We start from the raw sequence: 16285 nt of genomic DNA on the forward strand, positions 1-16285 counted from the left end.
AAAAAATTTCAATTTCTTCGGCAACGCATGGAACCGGAGCGGCACTTTTTGCGTCTAATAGTGCATGACGCATTTTTCTGACACCCTGGCTCCCCGCGCCCCGGAGCTGCCCGCCTTGCTCATCCCCCGCCTCGCCCGGCGCGACGAGCGTTATTCCACCGGCCCGTACGCGTGGCTCACGCCCGGGCTGAGCTCGTCAACTGCGTACGTCGGCCTGTCGCCCGGCCTGGCGTGCGTGTTTGACACCCCGGCAACGGCCGCGCTCACGCACCAGCAAGTGGGCATGTTGGGCTTTTCGGAGCACCAAGCGTGGAAGCACGCTGCCGCGCGCCTGCTCCGCTTCGCCGAGGAGCGCGGCCCGGAGGAGGCGTTTTGGGTCCGGGACCCGTCCATCGCGCTCGGTGGTGCCCCGGGCTCGCTCCCGCGCGGCGTTGAGGTCCAAGCACTTGGGTGGACGGCCGCGGGGTGGGTGACGCACCCGACAACCTTCGACGTACTGCACTCGCACTTCACGGAAGTGCTGCGCCCGGAGCACGAATTGCTGTACTACGTTGCTGATGACAACAAGTTGTTCGTCTTCGACGCACCACCGAGGGACGTCGCCGGTGTCGTCGGTTGGGAGCGCCTGATGCGGTACTCGCTCGGCTTCCCGCTCCTGCTATGCCGTCCGCGCAAGGTACGCCGCTTTTACTAGCCACCTCGCTATGGTGAATGGGGTGTCCCTGTGTCCCCGTTTATTCCAGCTCAAGGAGCAGCACGACCATGCGTCGACCCATCACTTCCACGTACCGCCTCCAGCTGCGCGGCCCGGGGGCCGACCCGGCGGGCCGGGCGTTCGGGTTTGCTGAGGCGCAGGCGCAGATCCCCTACCTGCGCGACCTAGGGGTATCGCACCTCTATCTCTCCCCCATCTTCACCGCCATGCCGGAGTCCAATCACGGCTACGACGTCATCGATCCGACCGAGGTTAACCCGGAGCTGGGTGGCATCGAGGGCCTGCGCGAGCTCGCCCGGGCAGCACACGACGCCGGACTCGGCATCGTGCTGGACATCGTGCCAAACCACGTGGGCGTGGAGGTCCCGCATCGCAACCGCTGGTGGTGGGACGTGCTCAAGCTTGGCGCGGACTCCGAGTTTGCCACCTACTTTGATATTGATTGGCACGAGGACAACGGCGCCGGCGGTAAGCTCGGGCTCCCGGTGCTTGGCAAGGAGGGCGACGAGGAGCAGCTCCGCCTCACTCACCTGGCCGAGGATGAATTCCCCGCAGGCACTGCCCCGGGCGGGGAGGATGTCCTGGCCTACTACGACAACTACTTTCCCCTCGCGCCGGGGTCGTACGGCGGTCTCGACGACGACCCGCTCGAGGTCTACCAGCGCCAGCCGTACAAGCTGATGTACTGGCGCGACGGCGTAATCTCGTACCGCCGCTTCTTCTCCGTCGATGGGCTCGTAGGGGTGCGCCAGGAAGATCCACTCGTCTTCGAGCACACGCACCGGCTCCTTCGCCAGTTGATCGCAGAAGAGCTTATCGACGGCGTACGTGTCGACCACCCCGACGGGTTGACCAACCCCTTCGCGTACCTCTCCCGCCTGCGGGACCTCATCGGGCACGACCGGTGGCTCGTGGTGGAAAAGATCCTTGGCGTCAACGAGCCGCTCGACCCGCGCCTGCACGTCGACGGCACCACCGGGTACGACGCGCTGCGGGAACTCGACGGCATCTTTCTCAACCGCTCGGCCGAGGACACGTTAAGCATGCTCGCCCTGCAGCAATCCGGCTCGACCTGGGACGAGGAGGCCATCGCGGCGAGCGAGCAGCAGCTCAAGCACGACGTCGCCTCCTCCGAGCTGGGCGCCGAGGTACGCAGGCTCGTTCGCGCCATCCGCCGCGACAACTTCTCCGCGGTGACCGCGGAAGTCTCGGATGAGCAATTGGCGTCGACAGTGATCGAGCTGGTCGCAGCGATGCCCGTCTACCGCGCCGACTACCGGTCGCTCTCGCGCATCACCTCCAGCGTCATCTCGGACATGTCCAAGCGCTTCCCCTCCCGCCGCAACGCGCTCGACCTCATCGCGGCTGCCTTCCTCGCGTCCGGCGAGGCGAAGAACCGCTTCGCCCAAGTCTGCGGCGCCGTCATGGCCAAAGGCGTCGAGGACACGCTGTTCTACCGCGCGAGCAGGCTCGTGGCGCTGCAGGAAGTGGGCGGCGCGCCGGGGCGCTTCGGCGTCGGGGCGGCGGAGTTCCACTTGCTGCAGGACGAGCGCGCCGGCCTGTGGCCGCACGCGATGACGTCACTGTCCACGCACGACACAAAACGCAGCGAGGACACCCGTGCGCGGATCATCGAGCTCACCGAGGTGCCGACCGACTTTGCCGAGCTGGTGCGGCAGGTTGTTGCGCTGGTGCCGCCGCCGGACAGCGCGACCGGTCACTTCCTCCTGCAGAACATCATCGGCGTCTGGCCGGAGGACGGAGCGGTGACGGACGCACTGCGGGAGCGCCTGCACGGCTACGCCACGAAGGCGGTGCGCGAGGCGGCGCTCCACACCACGTGGGTGGACCCGGATGCGCGCTACGAACAGCGGGTACTGGACTGGGTGGACGCTGTCCTGTACGGACCGGCCGCCGCGCGGGTGAGCGCGTTCGTCCGGCAGCTCCACATTGGGGCGGTCCAGGTGTCGCTGGGCCGCAAGCTGCTCCAGCTGGTCGGGCCGGGCATTCCGGATACGTACCAGGGGCAGGAGTTCGTAGAACTTGCGCTCGTGGACCCGGACAACAGGGCCTTCGTGGACTACACGGCCCGGGCGCAAACGCTCGCACAGTACGACGCCGCCCGCAGCGGTGAGTCATTCGACGTGGCTCGGTTCCTGTACGGCGAGGTTCCGCCGACCCCCGAGGCGCTGGCGGAGCGCGGCAACCACGCGAAGCAGGCGGTCACGGCGGAGACGCTGCGGCTGCGCCACGAGCGGCCGGAGGTATTTTCGGAGGGCTCGTACCGGGCCGTGTTCGCGCTGGGTCCCGCGCAGCACCACCTCGTCGGCATGGCGCGAGGTATGCAGGGCGAGGACGCGCAGGTGATTGGGCTCGCCACCCGGGAGCCGCTCAAGCTGGCCAGGACCGGCGGCTGGGGCGAAACGACGGTGGACCTGCCGGAGGGTACGTGGGTCGAGCGCCTGAGCAGGCGGGAGTTTCGCGGGACTGTGCAGGTCGCCGACGTGTTCTCCGCGCTGCCGGTGGCGCTGTTCGTGCGGGCGGGGGCGTGAAGATGGGACTGTGAGGGCGTCGATAAGCACGCAGCGGGGTATGCTGTAGCTCCTGATGAGCAACGAGCAGGAGAAGCGCGCCCGGGCGGGCAAGGGGGCGCGGAAGGCTGAGGCGAGGGTTCCCGACGCGACCATCGCCCGGCTCGGCTCTACCTATTTCAACTGGCTCAATGCGCACGAGGACCCGGCGACGGCGTTCCGCCACGCGCTACACGAGCTGATGCGCGATGCCGCCGTGAACTTCGACCGGGTGGACGTGCGGATCAAGACGTGGCCCTCGCTGAAGGAAAAGGCGCGCAAGATGCGCGACGGCGAACCCGTCTACCCGGAACCGTGGACGGACATTAAGGACATCATCGGGGCGCGCATTACGGTGCTGCACTCCACTGAGATCCCCGCTGTGCAGACGCTGCTTGCGGAGGAGTTTGAGGTCCTGCGCAGCGTGGATAAGGCGGAGGAGACGCGCGTGGCCGGCGGATTCGGCTACGGCTCGCACCACCTGGTGCTGCGGGTGCAGGAGAGGTCCGAGGGGCTCGAGGAGTATGTGGGGACGGCCTTCGAGGTGCAGATCCGCACGGTGCTCCAGCACGCTTGGGCCGAGTTCGAGCACGACGTGCGCTACAAGCGGGCCGTTGAGGACGTCGACCCGCAGGTGGACCGTGCGTTCACGCTCGCGGCCGGGCTCATCGAGTTGGCCGATCAGCAGTTTGACCAGATCGCCGGGATCACGGATGTGAAACCTGCGGAGGGGGCGGACGTGGAGGCGCAGATCGCGCCGGAGACCCTGCCCGGCATCCTCACGGTGCTGCTCGGTTCGCGCTACCCACTCTCGCGGGCGGCGGACTACCGGTTCCTCAACGAGCTGCTGCGCGCGCACGGCCTCGAGCGGGTCTCGCAGGTCGCGGAGCTGCTCAACCCGGCGGACCTTGAGGCGGTAACCAACGGCCTGCGCTACTCATTCGTGCCCGGGCAAGTCAGGCTTGTCGACGACCTCCTGCTCAACCGCTACGGCACCGACCACATCGAGCGCACCTGGGACGCCGGCAACCGGCCAAAGGTGCGCCGGGCGCGGCTGACCAAGCGTCTGGCGCAGCTCCGGGCGGCGAACTAACGGCGCCGACCCAGCAGGCGGTCGGTCTCGCGCCGCTCCTTCTTCGTCGGGCGCCCCGCTCCCCGCTCGCGCTTGGGCATCGTGGCGAAAATGTCCATCGGGGGCGGTGGCGGCGAGTGGTCGAGGTAGCACTGTTTGGCCACGGGCGCCCCGACGCGCTTGCGCACGGTTGCCGTGACCTCCAGGTCGCGGTAGCGGTGGTCCTTCCACACGCGCACCGCGTCGCCGGGCACGACCTGCGCGGCGGGTTTTACCGATTGCTCGTTCAGTTTGACGTGCCCGGCGCGCACGGCCTCCGCGGCCTGGGTGCGGGTCTTGAAGATGCGGACGGCCCACAGCCAGGCGTCGATCCGCACTGCCTTTCCGTCGGGCCTTCCGTCGGGTTGGGTCATTCGCCCGCGCCTTTAGTACTCGTCTTTATGGTTCACGATCTTCTGCACCTTCATCCAGTTGGCCACGCCGCCAACGACGGCGACGACAAAACCGAGGATGAGCAGCGACCATGAGCCCGCGATGAGGCCGAGGGCGACACCGCCGACCACTCCGCCGCCGGCCCAGAGGACGGCGTTCCGGCTGTACTTGCGCACAGCTTCCTTGCGGCGCGCGATGGGGTTATTGAGGCGAGGCTTCATCGTCATGCTGCACAGTCTATCGCGGGATCACGCGCAGCCGGCGTTTGCCGCGGATCAGTCGGTCGTTTCGACCCACCGGTGCCCGGCTTCCTTCGACTCGACGGTGCCTTGGGTGGACGCTGCCAGGTGGGCGTCGACAAGCTCACGCTCCCCCGGGGCGAACCCGAGCGTGTACGTGGCCAGTGCCCCGTAGGCAATGTCCACGACCTCGATGCCCGCGTTGCGCAGTTCCGACTCGATCCGGCCGGCCTCGGCGTGCGGCAGGTTGACGGTGATGAGCTCGCGGAGGTTGCGGGTGGCGCGCGGCAGGTTCTCGAGCGCGCCGGTCACCGCGTGCGTGTACGCGCTGACGAGCCCGCCGGTGCCCAGCTTGGTGCCGCCGAAGTAGCGGATGACCACTGCGCATACGTTGACCAAGCCTGAGCCTTTGAGCACTTCGAGCATGGGTGTGCCCGCGGTGCCGGACGGCTCGCCGTCGTCGGACGAGCGCTCGATGGGCTGCGCGCCGTCAACGTGGACGATGAACGCCGAGCAGTGGTGGCGCGCATCCGGGAACGCCTCGCGCGCTGCGTGGATGAATTCGCGTGCTTCATCCTCCGATTCGACGCGACCCACCCAGGTAATGAACCGGGAACGTTTGATTTCAAGTTCGTGGGTGGTCGGCGCGCCCGCGGCGGGCAGCTCGTAGGTGGTCAGCATAGGGGTGGAGTCTACCGGGGGACGACGTCATTGCGGTGCTCGAGTCGCCTCCTTAGGCTGGGGAACATGAGTGAATCACACAGCACAAACACTGCCTACAATGCTGCGTCCCACACCGCCCCGGGCCAGTTTGAGGTATGGGCCCCGAAGGGCCAGAAGGTGCGCGTGACCGTCGACGGCGAGGAACACGACATGCAGCCCGACGCGGAGCGCGCAGGCTGGTGGGTGCTCGACCCCGCCACCGCCGCCCCGCAGCCGGGTCAGCACTACACCTTCTCGCTCTTCGACGGCACCCAGTGGTCCATCCCCATGCCGGATCCGCGCACGCGCCTCCAGCCCGAGGGTGTGCACGGCCCGTCCGAGGTCGTGAGCACCGACTTCGCGTGGAACGATGACAACTGGTCCGGCATCCCCACCAAGGACATGGTGATTTACGAGCTCCACGTGGGCACCTTCTCCCCCTCCGGCACCTTCGCCGGCGTGATTGAGAAGCTGGACTACCTCGCCGAGCTGGGCGTCAACACCATCGAACTCATGCCGCTGCAGCCCTTCGCCGGAACCCGAAACTGGGGCTACGACGGCGTCGACTGGTTTGCCATCCATGAGACGTACGGCGGCCCGCAGGGGCTCAAGGAGCTTATCGACGCCGCGCATACCCGCGGCATCGCCGTCCTCCTCGACGTCGTGTACAACCACTTCGGCCCGGAGGGCAACTACAACGACGAGTTCGGTCCGTACCTGACGGACGGGCTCACCGCCTGGGGCGAGGTCATCAACATCTCCGGCCCCGGCTCCGACGAGGTGCGCGCCTACATCCTGGATGCGGTGCGCCAGTGGCTCGGCGAGTTCCACGCTGACGGGCTGCGCCTGGACGCGGTGCAGACCTACGACGACCGCCTCGCCTTCTCCATCATGGAAGAAATCGCCCGCATCGGCGACGACCTCGCCGCGGACACTGGCGTGCCTCGCACCGTGATCGGCGAGTCCGACCAGAACGACCCGCGCCTGATCAGCGCCCCCGAGCGCGGCGGCTACGGGCTCGAGGGGCACTGGCTCGACGACCTCCACCACGGGATCCACTCTCTGCTGACCGGTGAGACCCAGGGCTACTACATGGACTACGGCTCCATGGAGATCCTCGCGGATACGCTGCGAAACGGCTACCGGTTCCGCAACTCCTTCTCGAAGTACCGCGCCCGCACGCACGGCCGCGAGCTGGACCTCTCCCACGTCGCTCCGTGGCACCTGGTGTCCTACACCACCAACCACGACCAGACCGGCAACCGCGCTGCGGGCGACCGCCCGAGCCAAAACCTCACCCCGACCCAGCAGGTGCTCAAGGCTGCGGTGCTGCTGCACTCCCCGTTTACCCCGATGCTGTTCATGGGCGAAGAGTTCAGCGCGGACACCCCGTTCCCCTTCTTCGTCTCCCACTCCAATGAGCAGATTTTGGAGGGCACCCGCCAGGGTCGCCTCCACGAGTTCTCCCGCCAGGGCTGGGACCACGACGAAGTGCCGGACCCGGGCAACGAGGAGACCTACACGTCCGCGAAGCTGAACTGGACCTTTACCGACGAGCAGCAGCAGGTCCACGACGCCTACAAGCGCCTGATCCAGCTGCGCCGCGAGCACGGCTGCAACCGCGAGGACCTGCGCACGCTGCAGGTGGACAACGGCGAGAAGTGGCTGACCATGGCGGACGGTAGCGATGACGGAACGGTCGTGCTGGCTGCGAACTTCAGCGACGAGCCGGCGACCGTGCCGGTCGGCGGTACGCTGCTGTACTCGTTCACCGACCCGCAGGTCGGTGCCGACGAGACGGTGCTAGCCCCCTGGGGCATCGCCTACATCCAGCGCTAGGCGTGATCCGCACGGCCCGCTCGGCCCGCTCGGCCCACTGGGCTAGCTGGAGACGATGAACTCGTACTCCGGCGTGCCGGGCGTGAGCTGGCGGCACTCGATGACGGAGTCATCCATGCGCTTCAGCAGCGGCTCCAGGTCGCTCGCGCGGGTGAGCTCCAGACCGACCAGCGCCGCGCCGGTCTCGCGGTTGTTCTTCTTCAGGTACTCGAACAGGACGATGTCATCGTCCGGGCCGAGGATGTCGGTGAGGAAGGTACGCAGCTGCCCCGGCTCCTGCGGGAAGTTCACCAGGAAGTAGTGCTTGAGCCCGCGGTGCACCAGGGAGCGCTCCATGACCTCCGCGTAACGCAGCACGTCGTTGTTGCCGCCGGAGATGACGCATACGACGGTGGACCCCGGCTGGACCTTCATCCCGGCAAGTCCCGCGACAGACAGCGCGCCTGCGGGCTCGGCGATGATGCCCTCGTTTTGATACAGCGCGAGCATCTCGGTGCACACCGCGCCCTCGTCTGCGCGCAGGAGGTGCGTACGCCCTTGGTTGTGTTCGATCACCTCAAACGGGAACGCGCCGATGCGCTTGACCGCCGCGCCGTCGACGAACGGGTCAATGTCGGTCAGCGTCACCGGGCCCCGTGCTCGAGGGCAGCGGCGAGCGACGCCGCGCCGCGCGGTTCCACCCCCACCACGGCCGTGCGCGGCGACATGTCTGCCACGTACGACACGATCCCGCCGAGCAGGCCGCCGCCGCCGACGGGCACCATGATGGTGTCCAGTTCCCGGCCAAGTCCCGTCAGCTGAGCGAGGATCTCGGCGGCAACCGTGCCCTGCCCGATGACGGTATCGCGGGCGTCGAAAGGCTCGATGATTGTTGCCCCGCGCTCGCGGGCGTCGGCACGAGCCGCCTCCGCCGCCTCGTCGAACGTATTGCCCGTTACGACGAGCTCGACGTTGTCGCCGCCGTGGACCATGATCCGGTCGCGCTTCTGCTTCGGCGTGGGCTTGGGCACGAAGATCTTGCCCTGGATCCCTAGCGCACGGCAGGCGTACGCGACGCCCTGCGCATGATTGCCTGCCGACGCCGCGACCACCCCCGCTGCGCGCTGCTCAGCGGACAGGCGAGAGATGTTGTAGTAAGCGCCGCGAATCTTGTAGGAGCGCACGTCCTGCAAATCCTCACGCTTGAGGTACACATCTGCGCCGTACTGCTGCGACAGCCGCGGGCAGTACTGCAGCGGGGTCGGCTCAATCACCGAGGAAATTTTCGCCTGAGCAGCTTGAATGTCGGCAGCGTGGACCGGTTGGTAGTTGCTCGTTGACTGTTCATTGTGCTCGGTGGCTGGATTCATGGTGGACAAGTCTATCCGTGAACAGGTATTCGCGCGGGCCTTCGCCGCCAGTTTTCATTCACCCGCACGGTTCACCAGGTGTTCATCACGCGTTCTCCTTGGAACTACCTGCCCACTTTAGGATGGCCACCCAACCGCAGACCACGCTTTTGACAGGCGAACCCAAAGCCGGTCCGAAGCCAGCTCCAAGAAAGGCCTACGCATGTTCCCTTCGCTCCGCCGTCCCCGCTCCCGCGCTTTGCTCGCGTTGCCCGCTACTGCCGCGCTCTCCGCATCGCTGATTGCTGTTGCCCCGGCGGGTGCGGTGGTCGTCGATAAGCCTGTGTACGACCAGGCCAAGGATGCTTCCGCGACAATCTCCCCGATCGGCTCGTACGATGCTGGCGTCTTCGACGAGTCCGGCGCGGAGATCGTGGCCTACCACAAGGCCTCGAAGCGCGTGCTCACCGTGAATGCGAACTCGGGCAAGATCGACGTGCTCGACATCGCCGACCCGACGGCGCCCACCAAGGTGGGCGAAGTTCACGGCGGCGACGACACCACGATCAACTCCGTCGCCGTGCGCGAGGACGGCCTGGCGGTCGCGACCGTGGAGCCGGACGAGGACAAGACGAAGCCCGGCGAAGTCATCTTCTTCGACGCCGGCGCGGACACGCCGGGCGAAGTGCTCGGCCGAGTGGGCGTGGGCTCCCTGCCGGACATGGTGACCCTGACCCCCAACGGCCGCTACGCCCTGGTGGCAAACGAAGGCGAGCCGGCCGAAGACTACTCGGTTGACCCGGAGGGTTCCATCTCCCTCATCCGCCTCGAGCACGACGTTGCCGCACCAACGCAGGACAAGGTCCGTACCGCCGACTTTTCGGCGTTCGAGGGCACGTTGGCGGACAAGGGCGTGCGCATCTTTGGCCAGGTCGGCGCCTCTCAGACTGAGGCGCAGAACCTGGAGCCGGAGTACATCGCCGTCGACGGCAACAAGGCGTACGTGACCCTGCAGGAGAACAACGCGATCGCTGTCGTGGACATCACCTCCGGCAAGGTCGAGGACATCTGGCCGCTCGGTGTTACCGACCGCCGCGAGGTGCCTTTCGACGCCTCCGACAAGGACGGCACGACCAACATCTCCAAGTGGCCGGTGAAGTCCCTCCTGCAGCCGGACTCCATCGCTGCCTACAACGTCGGCGGCGAAACCTACCTGGTCCTGGCCAACGAGGGCGACTCGCGCGACTGGGACGGCTACTCCGAAGAGGCGCGCCTGAAGAAGTTTGGCAAGAAGGACGTCGCTCCGATCTGCGAGGGCTACGCCGGTCTCTCCGCGGACCAGCTCGAGGAGCTGCAGTCCGACGAGCAGCTGGGCCGCCTGAACATGACTACCTCCATGGGTCTCAACGAGGAGAAGGGCTGTTACGACGACCTGTACAACCTGGGCGGGCGCAGCTTCTCCATCTTCACCGCGGATGGCAAGCGTGTCTTCGACTCCGGCTCGCAGTTCGAGGAAATCACCTCCCGCATCCTGCCCGAGTACTTCAACTCGAACCACACCGAAACCTCCTTTGACACCCGCTCCGACGACAAGGGCCCGGAGCCGGAGGGCGTCACCGTCGGCGAGGTCAACGGCCGCACCTACGCGTTCATCGGCTTTGAGCGCCTCGGCGGCGTGATGGTTTACAACATCACCGACCCGAGCGCTCCGAAGTACCAGGCCTACGTGAACAACCGCGACTTCTCGATCAACATGGAAGCGCTTGCCGACGAGGGCGAGGAGCAGCTTCACGACGGCCTGTCCAAGGTCGGCGACCTCGGCGCCGAGGGACTTACATTCATCCCGGCCGCGGACTCCCCGAACGGCGAAGCACTCCTGGCCGTGGGCAACGAGGTCTCCGGCACCACCACGCTCTTCCAGGTGGAATCCCTGCTGGACAAGGCGGAGGAGCCGGAGGAGACGCCGGGTGAGGAGCCTGGCGAGACGCCGGAAAAGAAGCCGGAAGAAAAACCGGACTCCCCGGATCAGCAGACTGGTGACGAACAGGAGGGCTCCTCCACCGCGGGCAAGGTTGTCGCTGCGGTCACAGGCGTGCTCGCCGCTCTGGTGGCACTCGTTGCCGGAGGCGTTTCCCTGGGCCTGATCCAGAACCCGGTTGACCAGCTGCTCGGCCAGATTCCGGGCGCACCCAAGCTTCCCTTCTAGTGGGATTTCGCGGACGTTTGCCCGCGACCCAGTAGTTTTGCGAAGCAAACCCAGCTAAGCTGGAGCTCGTTTTGAACAAATGGATGGTGTGGCACCCTGCACTATCCTTTTCGTAAGAAACCTGCTACTTTCTCTAACGACATCGCTGTAACCGAGCTGTAATCTTTCAGCCCGGTTTCGGCGCAGGACCAAAACTCTCACGAGGAGCTAGAAACTAATGAAGCGTATTTCCACCGCTGCCGTCGCAGCTGCAACCGCACTGGCCATCACGGCAGGACCGGCACTGGCTGAGGACGCGACCACCACCCAGACCGCTACGGTTACCACTACCCCGACCGAGGAGCCCACCACCGCGGCTACCGAGACCTCCGAGCCGACCGCCGAGGCTCCCGCAGGCACCGAGGGCACTGAGACCACTCAGCCGACCACCCCGAACAAGCCGGCTCCGCAGCCGAACAACGGCAAGTCCTCCGGCTCCTCCAACGGCCACATCGTCGGCTTCGTGTCCGGCACCCTGGCGGCAGTCCTGACCACCACCCTGATCGTTGCTTCCGACCCGACCGGCGCAAACAAGATCATCGACATGGTCAACGCGCAGTTCCACCTCGGCATCCCACACCTGAACATTCCGAAGGTATTCTAAGACGCGGCACTTCGGCGGGGCTTTCACTCGAAGGCCCCGCCGATTTTTTCTCTCTATTCCCACTGGAAGGACACAAAGTGAAGGCGACCTACCCCGTTGCTGCTGCCACCGTCGTTGCACTCGCCGTAGCAGGTCTGAGCCCCGTTTCTGCGAAGAGCACTGACCCAAGCACGACCGAAACTTCCGCGACAACCGGTACGGCTCCGGCCGGCACGACTGCCACGCCCAGCCCGTCTGCAACCGCGACTCCGAGCCCCTCTGCGTCAGCAACCGGATCCGCCACACCGTCGCCCTCCCAAGACGGTCCTACGCCGGTGACGGTGACGGTGACTGCACCGGCTGTGACCGCAACCCCCACCCCGTTCCGCGCAACGGGTCCGAGCTCGGAGTGGATTAACAAGGGCGCTCTTGATGAGCGCGGCAAGGAGATCTTTACCTACATCAACTTCGCCATCACGATGCTTGCCGGCCTGCTCCAAGCACTTTCCCTGGTCATGGCGTCGAACCCGCGGATGCAGGAGCAACTGAAGGCAATGCTCGCCCAGGCAGGTATCAAGTCCTAGGAGCTGGACGGCCACGCGGTTTTTTGGGGGGCGCTCCGGTTGTCGGCGTGGTGGTTGCGGGCGTGGTGGTTCTGAGCGCGGCGGGTCGGTGCCCAACGGAGCTAGCTCCATTTGCAGCTGACAGCGCCGCGCGACCAGGCAATTCACCACCCCGCCACCGCCAAACAGAGCTAGCTCCATCTACAACCAACTGCGCCGCGCGACCAGGCAATTCACCACCCCGCCACCGCCAAACGGAGCTAGCTCCATCTACAACCAACTGCCCCGCGCGACCAGGCAATTCACCACCCCGCCACCGCCAAACAGAGCTAGCTCCATCCACAACCGACCAACCGGTCCCGGCCGGCGGAGCACAGCTACCCCAAAATCCCCATTCCCATCGTGGCCTTGAGGTCCCCCATGAGGCTTGCTGAGCGCTCCACGCGAAGGTGATCGCCCAGGACCATCATCTGGCTGTGGTCCCCGTTCACGAGGTTGAGGAACACGTCGGAATCGCCGGGGTTGTTCAGCAGCACGTCTTTGAGTCGCGCGATATTCTCCACCGTGCACTGGTCGGTACGCAACGTCAGACGCAGCGGCAGGCCGGCGCCGTGGCCGGGCCCAAGCTCGGGAACCTTGACGTCGTCGCCGAAGAGGCTCATGCGCTCGTCGCGAATGGTCACGCGGGCCTTGACCAGGATGATGTTGTCCTCAACGATTTGGGGCGCAACGAGGGAGTACACCTTGTTGAACAGGAGAACGTCGACCTGAGCGCCGTGATGGTCCTCAATGGTCACAATCGCCCACGGGGAACCGTCCTTCTTGGAGAAGCGGCGGTCCACACTAGAGATGAGGCCGCCGAGCGTGACCTCCGTGCCGTGGCGCAGCTCGCCCGACAAGACCGTGGTCAGCTCGGTGTCGGTCTGCGCAGCAATCGCCTCCTCGAACCCGTCGAGCGGGTGGCCAGAGACGTACAGGCCGAGCATCTCGCGTTCCAGCGCGAGCTTGTGCTTTTTGTCCCACTCGTCGTCCGGAATGTCCATGGTGAACACGGCCGAACCACTCTCCTGCCCGTCGTCTCCGCCGAAGCCGGCGAATAGGTCGAACTGACCCTTGTCCGCCGCCTTCTTCGTGGTCAGCACGGAGTCGACCATGTCCTCCTGCACGAGCATGAGTCCCTTGCGAGGGTGCTCGAGCGAGTCGAACGCGCCGGATTTGATTAGCGATTCCGTGATTCGCTTGTTGCAGGCCAACAGATCGATCTTGTCCAGGTAGTCGGAGAAGCTCGTGAAGTGGCCCTTCGTGCGGCGGGTTTCCTTGATTGACTCCACCACCTCGGCACCGACGTTGCGCACCGCGGCGAGGCCGTAGCGGATGTCCTCGCCAACAGCCATGAAGTTCTCTTCCGACTCATTAATATCCGGCTGCAACACCGAAATGCCAAGGTGACGGCAGTCCGACAGGTAGATCGCGGACTTGTCTTTCTTGTCGCCAACCGACGTCAGCAGCGCCGCCATGTACTCAGCGGTGTAATTCGCCTTCATATAGGCCGTCCAGTACGACACCAGCGCATAGCCAGCGGCGTGCGACTTGTTAAACGCGTAGGAAGCGAACGGCTCGATCGTGCCCCACAGCGCGTCCATAGCTGCCTTGGAGTACCCGTTCTCTTGCATGCCGCCCCAGAACTTGTCGTACTGCTGGGCCAGCACCTCGGGTTTCTTCTTACCCATCGCTTTACGGAAGCCGTCTGCCTCGCCGGCCGTGTAATTTGCCACCTTTTGCGAGATACGCATGATCTGCTCCTGGTACACGATGAGGCCATAGGTCTCGTCGAGAATCTCGCGCAGCGGCTCGTCCAGCTCCGGGTGGATCGGAGTGATGGGTTTACGCCCGTTCTTACGGTCCGCGTAGTCCCAGTGCGCGTTCACACCCATCGGACCCGGGCGGTAGAGCGCCAGCGACGCCACGATGTCCTTGAAGCCGGTCGGCTTCATGCGTTTGAGCAGCTCCTGCATGCCGCCGGAGTCCAGCTGGAACACGCCGAGGGTCTCGCCGCGGGAGAGCAGCTCGTACACGGCTGTGTCGTCTGTATCCAGCGTTTCCAGGTCGAGCGTTTCGCCGCGGTTCTTCTTCACGTTCTCCAGTGCGTCGCCAAGCACCGTAAGGTTGCGCAGGCCCAGGAAGTCCATCTTCAGCAGGCCGATGGCCTCGCAAGCCGGGTAGTCCCAGCCGGTGATGATCGCGCCGTCCGCCGGGCGCTTCCACATCGGGATGTGGTCCATGAGCGGCACGGACGCCATGATCACCGCGCAGGCGTGCACGCCGGCTTGGCGCACGACGCCCTCGAGGCCGCGGGCCGTCTCGTAGATTTTGGCCACATCCGGGTCCGTCTCGATCAGGGAGCGCACCTCGGCTGCCTCGGTGTAGCGGGCGTGCTCCGGATCCGTGATGCCGACGAGCGGGATGTCTTTCGCCATGATCGCGGGGGGCAGGGCCGCGTTGATGCGGTCTGCCATCTGGAAGCCGGGCTGGCCGAAGTTCACCTTCGCCGAGTCCTTGATCGCCTGCTTCGTCTTCACGGTGCCGAACGTGATCACCTGGGCAATCTTGTCCTCACCCCAGCGCTCGGCGGCGTAGGTGATCATCTCGCCGCGGCGGCGGTCGTCAAAGTCAATATCAATATCGGGCGCGGACGGACGCTCCGGGTTGAGGAATCGCTCGAAGAGCAGGCCGTGTTCCATCGGGTCGATGTTGGTGATGGTCAGCGCGTAGGCCACAAGTGCACCAGCCGCCGAGCCACGGCCCGGCCCGACGCGGATGCCCACCTCACGCGCGTGCTTAATCAGCTCCGCGACGATGAGGAAGTAGGACGGGTAGCCCTTCATGTCGATGACGTCGATCTCGTATTCCGCGCGCTTGAGGTACTCCTCTGGGACCTCGCTGCCGTCGAAACGCGCCTCGAGCCCGCGCTGAACCTCCTTGCGCAGCCAGCTCGTCGGCGTCTCGCCTTCCGGCACGTCCGCGATTGGCATGCGATCGTGCGGGTGGTCCTCCCAAAGCTCGCCGTAATCGCCGACGCGCTCGGCAATCCACAGCGTGTTGTCGCAGCCGTCCGGCACGGTGGAGTCCCAAATCTCGCGCATCTGCTCCGCGGACTTGATGTAGTAGCCCGTGCCGTCGAACTTGAAGCGATCCGGGTCCATCATCGTCTTACCGGTCTGCACGCACAGCATCGCCTCGTGCGCGGGCGCCTGGGATTCCAGGACGTAGTGGCAGTCGTTGGTCACCAGCGGGGGCAGGTCCAGTGCTTTGCCGATGCGCAGCAGGTCATCGCGGACACGGCGCTCGATGTGGAGCCCGTGGTCCATAAGCTCAAGGAAGAAGTTGTCCCGCCCGTAAATGTCCTGCCACATCGCGGCAGCCTCCAGGGCCTCGTCGTATTGGCCCAGGCGCAGGCGCGTCTGCACGTCGCCGGAAGGGCAGCCAGTGGTGGCGATAATGCCGTCCGCGTGCTCGGCGATGAGCTCGGCGTCCATGCGGGGCCACTTGCCCAGCTGTCCCTCGTAGGAGGCGAGGGAAGATAGCTTGAACAGGTTGTGCAGTCCCGTGGCGTTTTCCGCCAACATGGTCTGGTGGAGGTAGGCGCCGGACGCGGAGACGTCGTCGCGCTTCTGATCCGGGGTGCCCCACAGCTGGCGCTTCTTGTTAAAGCGAGACGCCGGGGCCATGTAGGCCTCGATGCCGATGATCGGCTTCACGCCAGCGTCGACCATGCGTCGGTAGAAGGCGTTGGAGCCGAACATATTGCCGTGGTCCGTCATGCCCACAGCAGGCATGCCCTGGCGCACCACTTCATCGGCCAGCAGGTCCACCTTGGCCATGCCGTCCAGCATGGAAAACTCGGTGTGGTTGTGGAGGTGGACGAAGGAGGAGTTTTTGGCCATGCGGGTCATCTTAACCCTACTCAAGAAACGGCAAAACCCCCGTGATTACGGGG

Annotated in this window: 11 protein-coding genes and 1 pseudogene; 7 read left to right on the forward strand and 5 right to left on the reverse strand. The window is 65.6% G+C overall.

The window, feature by feature from the left end; genetic code table 11:
• Window positions 1-64: 64 nt before the first annotated feature.
• The 3 genes from CKJ82_RS01955 (at window position 65) to CKJ82_RS01965 (ending at window position 4378) form a co-directional block, all read left to right on the forward strand.
• Window positions 65-694: a hypothetical protein gene (locus CKJ82_RS01955; RefSeq protein WP_095536802.1), complete on the forward strand. Its 630-nt coding sequence runs from the start codon at window positions 65-67 to the stop codon at window positions 692-694.
• 68 nt (window positions 695-762) lie between these two features.
• Complete coding sequence (treY, locus tag CKJ82_RS01960; protein WP_095536803.1) at window positions 763-3267, forward strand: malto-oligosyltrehalose synthase; 2505 nt, start codon at window positions 763-765, stop codon at window positions 3265-3267.
• A 55-nt stretch (window positions 3268-3322) separates the two neighbouring features.
• The gene (locus tag CKJ82_RS01965; RefSeq protein WP_095277581.1) at window positions 3323-4378 is read left to right on the forward strand and encodes a GTP pyrophosphokinase; all 1056 of its coding nucleotides are present in this window, start codon (window positions 3323-3325) and stop codon (window positions 4376-4378) included.
• Here the strand turns inward: CKJ82_RS01965 and CKJ82_RS01970 are convergent.
• Genes CKJ82_RS01970 through CKJ82_RS01980 form a run of 3 tightly spaced genes read right to left on the reverse strand, consistent with a single transcriptional unit; the run spans window position 4375 to window position 5709 of the window.
• The gene (locus tag CKJ82_RS01970) at window positions 4375-4770 is read right to left on the reverse strand and encodes an Hsp15 family ribosome-associated heat shock protein (protein ID WP_095536804.1); all 396 of its coding nucleotides are present in this window, start codon (window positions 4768-4770) and stop codon (window positions 4375-4377) included. The genes CKJ82_RS01965 and CKJ82_RS01970 overlap by 4 nt on opposite strands.
• A gap of 12 nt (window positions 4771-4782) precedes the next feature.
• Window positions 4783-5016, reverse strand: a complete 234-nt coding sequence (locus CKJ82_RS01975) for a hypothetical protein (RefSeq protein ID WP_095534855.1) — start codon at window positions 5014-5016, stop codon at window positions 4783-4785.
• Window positions 5017-5064: 48 nt separating this feature from the next.
• Window positions 5065-5709, reverse strand: coding sequence for a YigZ family protein (locus tag CKJ82_RS01980; RefSeq protein WP_095536805.1), 645 nt, complete (start codon window positions 5707-5709; stop codon window positions 5065-5067).
• A 66-nt stretch (window positions 5710-5775) separates the two neighbouring features.
• Here CKJ82_RS01980 and treZ point away from each other — a divergent pair, with 66 nt between their 5' ends.
• Window positions 5776-7569: a malto-oligosyltrehalose trehalohydrolase gene (treZ, locus tag CKJ82_RS01985; protein WP_095536806.1), complete on the forward strand. Its 1794-nt coding sequence runs from the start codon at window positions 5776-5778 to the stop codon at window positions 7567-7569.
• A gap of 42 nt (window positions 7570-7611) precedes the next feature.
• Here treZ and ilvA read toward each other — a convergent pair.
• Window positions 7612-8918: pseudogene (gene ilvA, locus CKJ82_RS01990) on the reverse strand (threonine ammonia-lyase IlvA).
• A 202-nt stretch (window positions 8919-9120) separates the two neighbouring features.
• Between ilvA and CKJ82_RS01995 the strand changes: the two are divergent.
• The 3 genes from CKJ82_RS01995 to CKJ82_RS11585 all read left to right on the forward strand — a co-directional run bounded on the left by CKJ82_RS01995 (window position 9121) and on the right by CKJ82_RS11585 (window position 12309).
• The gene (locus CKJ82_RS01995; protein ID WP_205691344.1) at window positions 9121-11103 is read left to right on the forward strand and encodes a choice-of-anchor I family protein; all 1983 of its coding nucleotides are present in this window, start codon (window positions 9121-9123) and stop codon (window positions 11101-11103) included.
• Between the two features lie 217 nt (window positions 11104-11320).
• A complete protein-coding gene (locus tag CKJ82_RS02000; protein WP_095536807.1) occupies window positions 11321-11746 on the forward strand; it encodes a hypothetical protein in 426 nt (141 codons plus the stop codon).
• Window positions 11747-11823: 77 nt separating this feature from the next.
• Window positions 11824-12309 carry a hypothetical protein gene (locus tag CKJ82_RS11585; protein ID WP_133063994.1) on the forward strand — a complete coding sequence of 162 codons (486 nt, stop codon included), beginning with the start codon at window positions 11824-11826 and terminating at the stop codon, window positions 12307-12309.
• Window positions 12310-12665: 356 nt separating this feature from the next.
• On the opposite strand, the gene dnaE is transcribed toward CKJ82_RS11585, so the two are convergent.
• The gene (gene dnaE, locus CKJ82_RS02010; RefSeq protein ID WP_095534972.1) at window positions 12666-16232 is read right to left on the reverse strand and encodes a DNA polymerase III subunit alpha; all 3567 of its coding nucleotides are present in this window, start codon (window positions 16230-16232) and stop codon (window positions 12666-12668) included.
• Between the last annotated feature and the right edge of the window lie 53 nt (window positions 16233-16285).

The organism is Corynebacterium gottingense, assembly GCF_002285125.1.
GTDB lineage: Bacteria > Actinomycetota > Actinomycetes > Mycobacteriales > Mycobacteriaceae > Corynebacterium > Corynebacterium gottingense.

Bases quoted from the DNA above. Each gene is read 5' to 3' on its own strand.
- CKJ82_RS01955 (WP_095536802.1), top strand. From the start codon at position 65: ATGACGCATTTTTCTGACACCCTGGCTCCCCGCGCCCCGGAGCTGCCC.
- treY (WP_095536803.1), top strand. From the start codon at position 763: ATGCGTCGACCCATCACTTCCACGTACCGCCTCCAGCTGCGCGGCCCG.
- CKJ82_RS01965 (WP_095277581.1), top strand. From the start codon at position 3,323: ATGAGCAACGAGCAGGAGAAGCGCGCCCGGGCGGGCAAGGGGGCGCGG.
- CKJ82_RS01970 (WP_095536804.1), bottom strand. From the start codon at position 4,770: ATGACCCAACCCGACGGAAGGCCCGACGGAAAGGCAGTGCGGATCGAC.
- CKJ82_RS01975 (WP_095534855.1), bottom strand. From the start codon at position 5,016: ATGACGATGAAGCCTCGCCTCAATAACCCCATCGCGCGCCGCAAGGAA.
- CKJ82_RS01980 (WP_095536805.1), bottom strand. From the start codon at position 5,709: ATGCTGACCACCTACGAGCTGCCCGCCGCGGGCGCGCCGACCACCCAC.
- treZ (WP_095536806.1), top strand. From the start codon at position 5,776: ATGAGTGAATCACACAGCACAAACACTGCCTACAATGCTGCGTCCCAC.
- CKJ82_RS01995 (WP_205691344.1), top strand. From the start codon at position 9,121: ATGTTCCCTTCGCTCCGCCGTCCCCGCTCCCGCGCTTTGCTCGCGTTG.
- CKJ82_RS02000 (WP_095536807.1), top strand. From the start codon at position 11,321: ATGAAGCGTATTTCCACCGCTGCCGTCGCAGCTGCAACCGCACTGGCC.
- dnaE (WP_095534972.1), bottom strand. From the start codon at position 16,232: ATGGCCAAAAACTCCTCCTTCGTCCACCTCCACAACCACACCGAGTTT.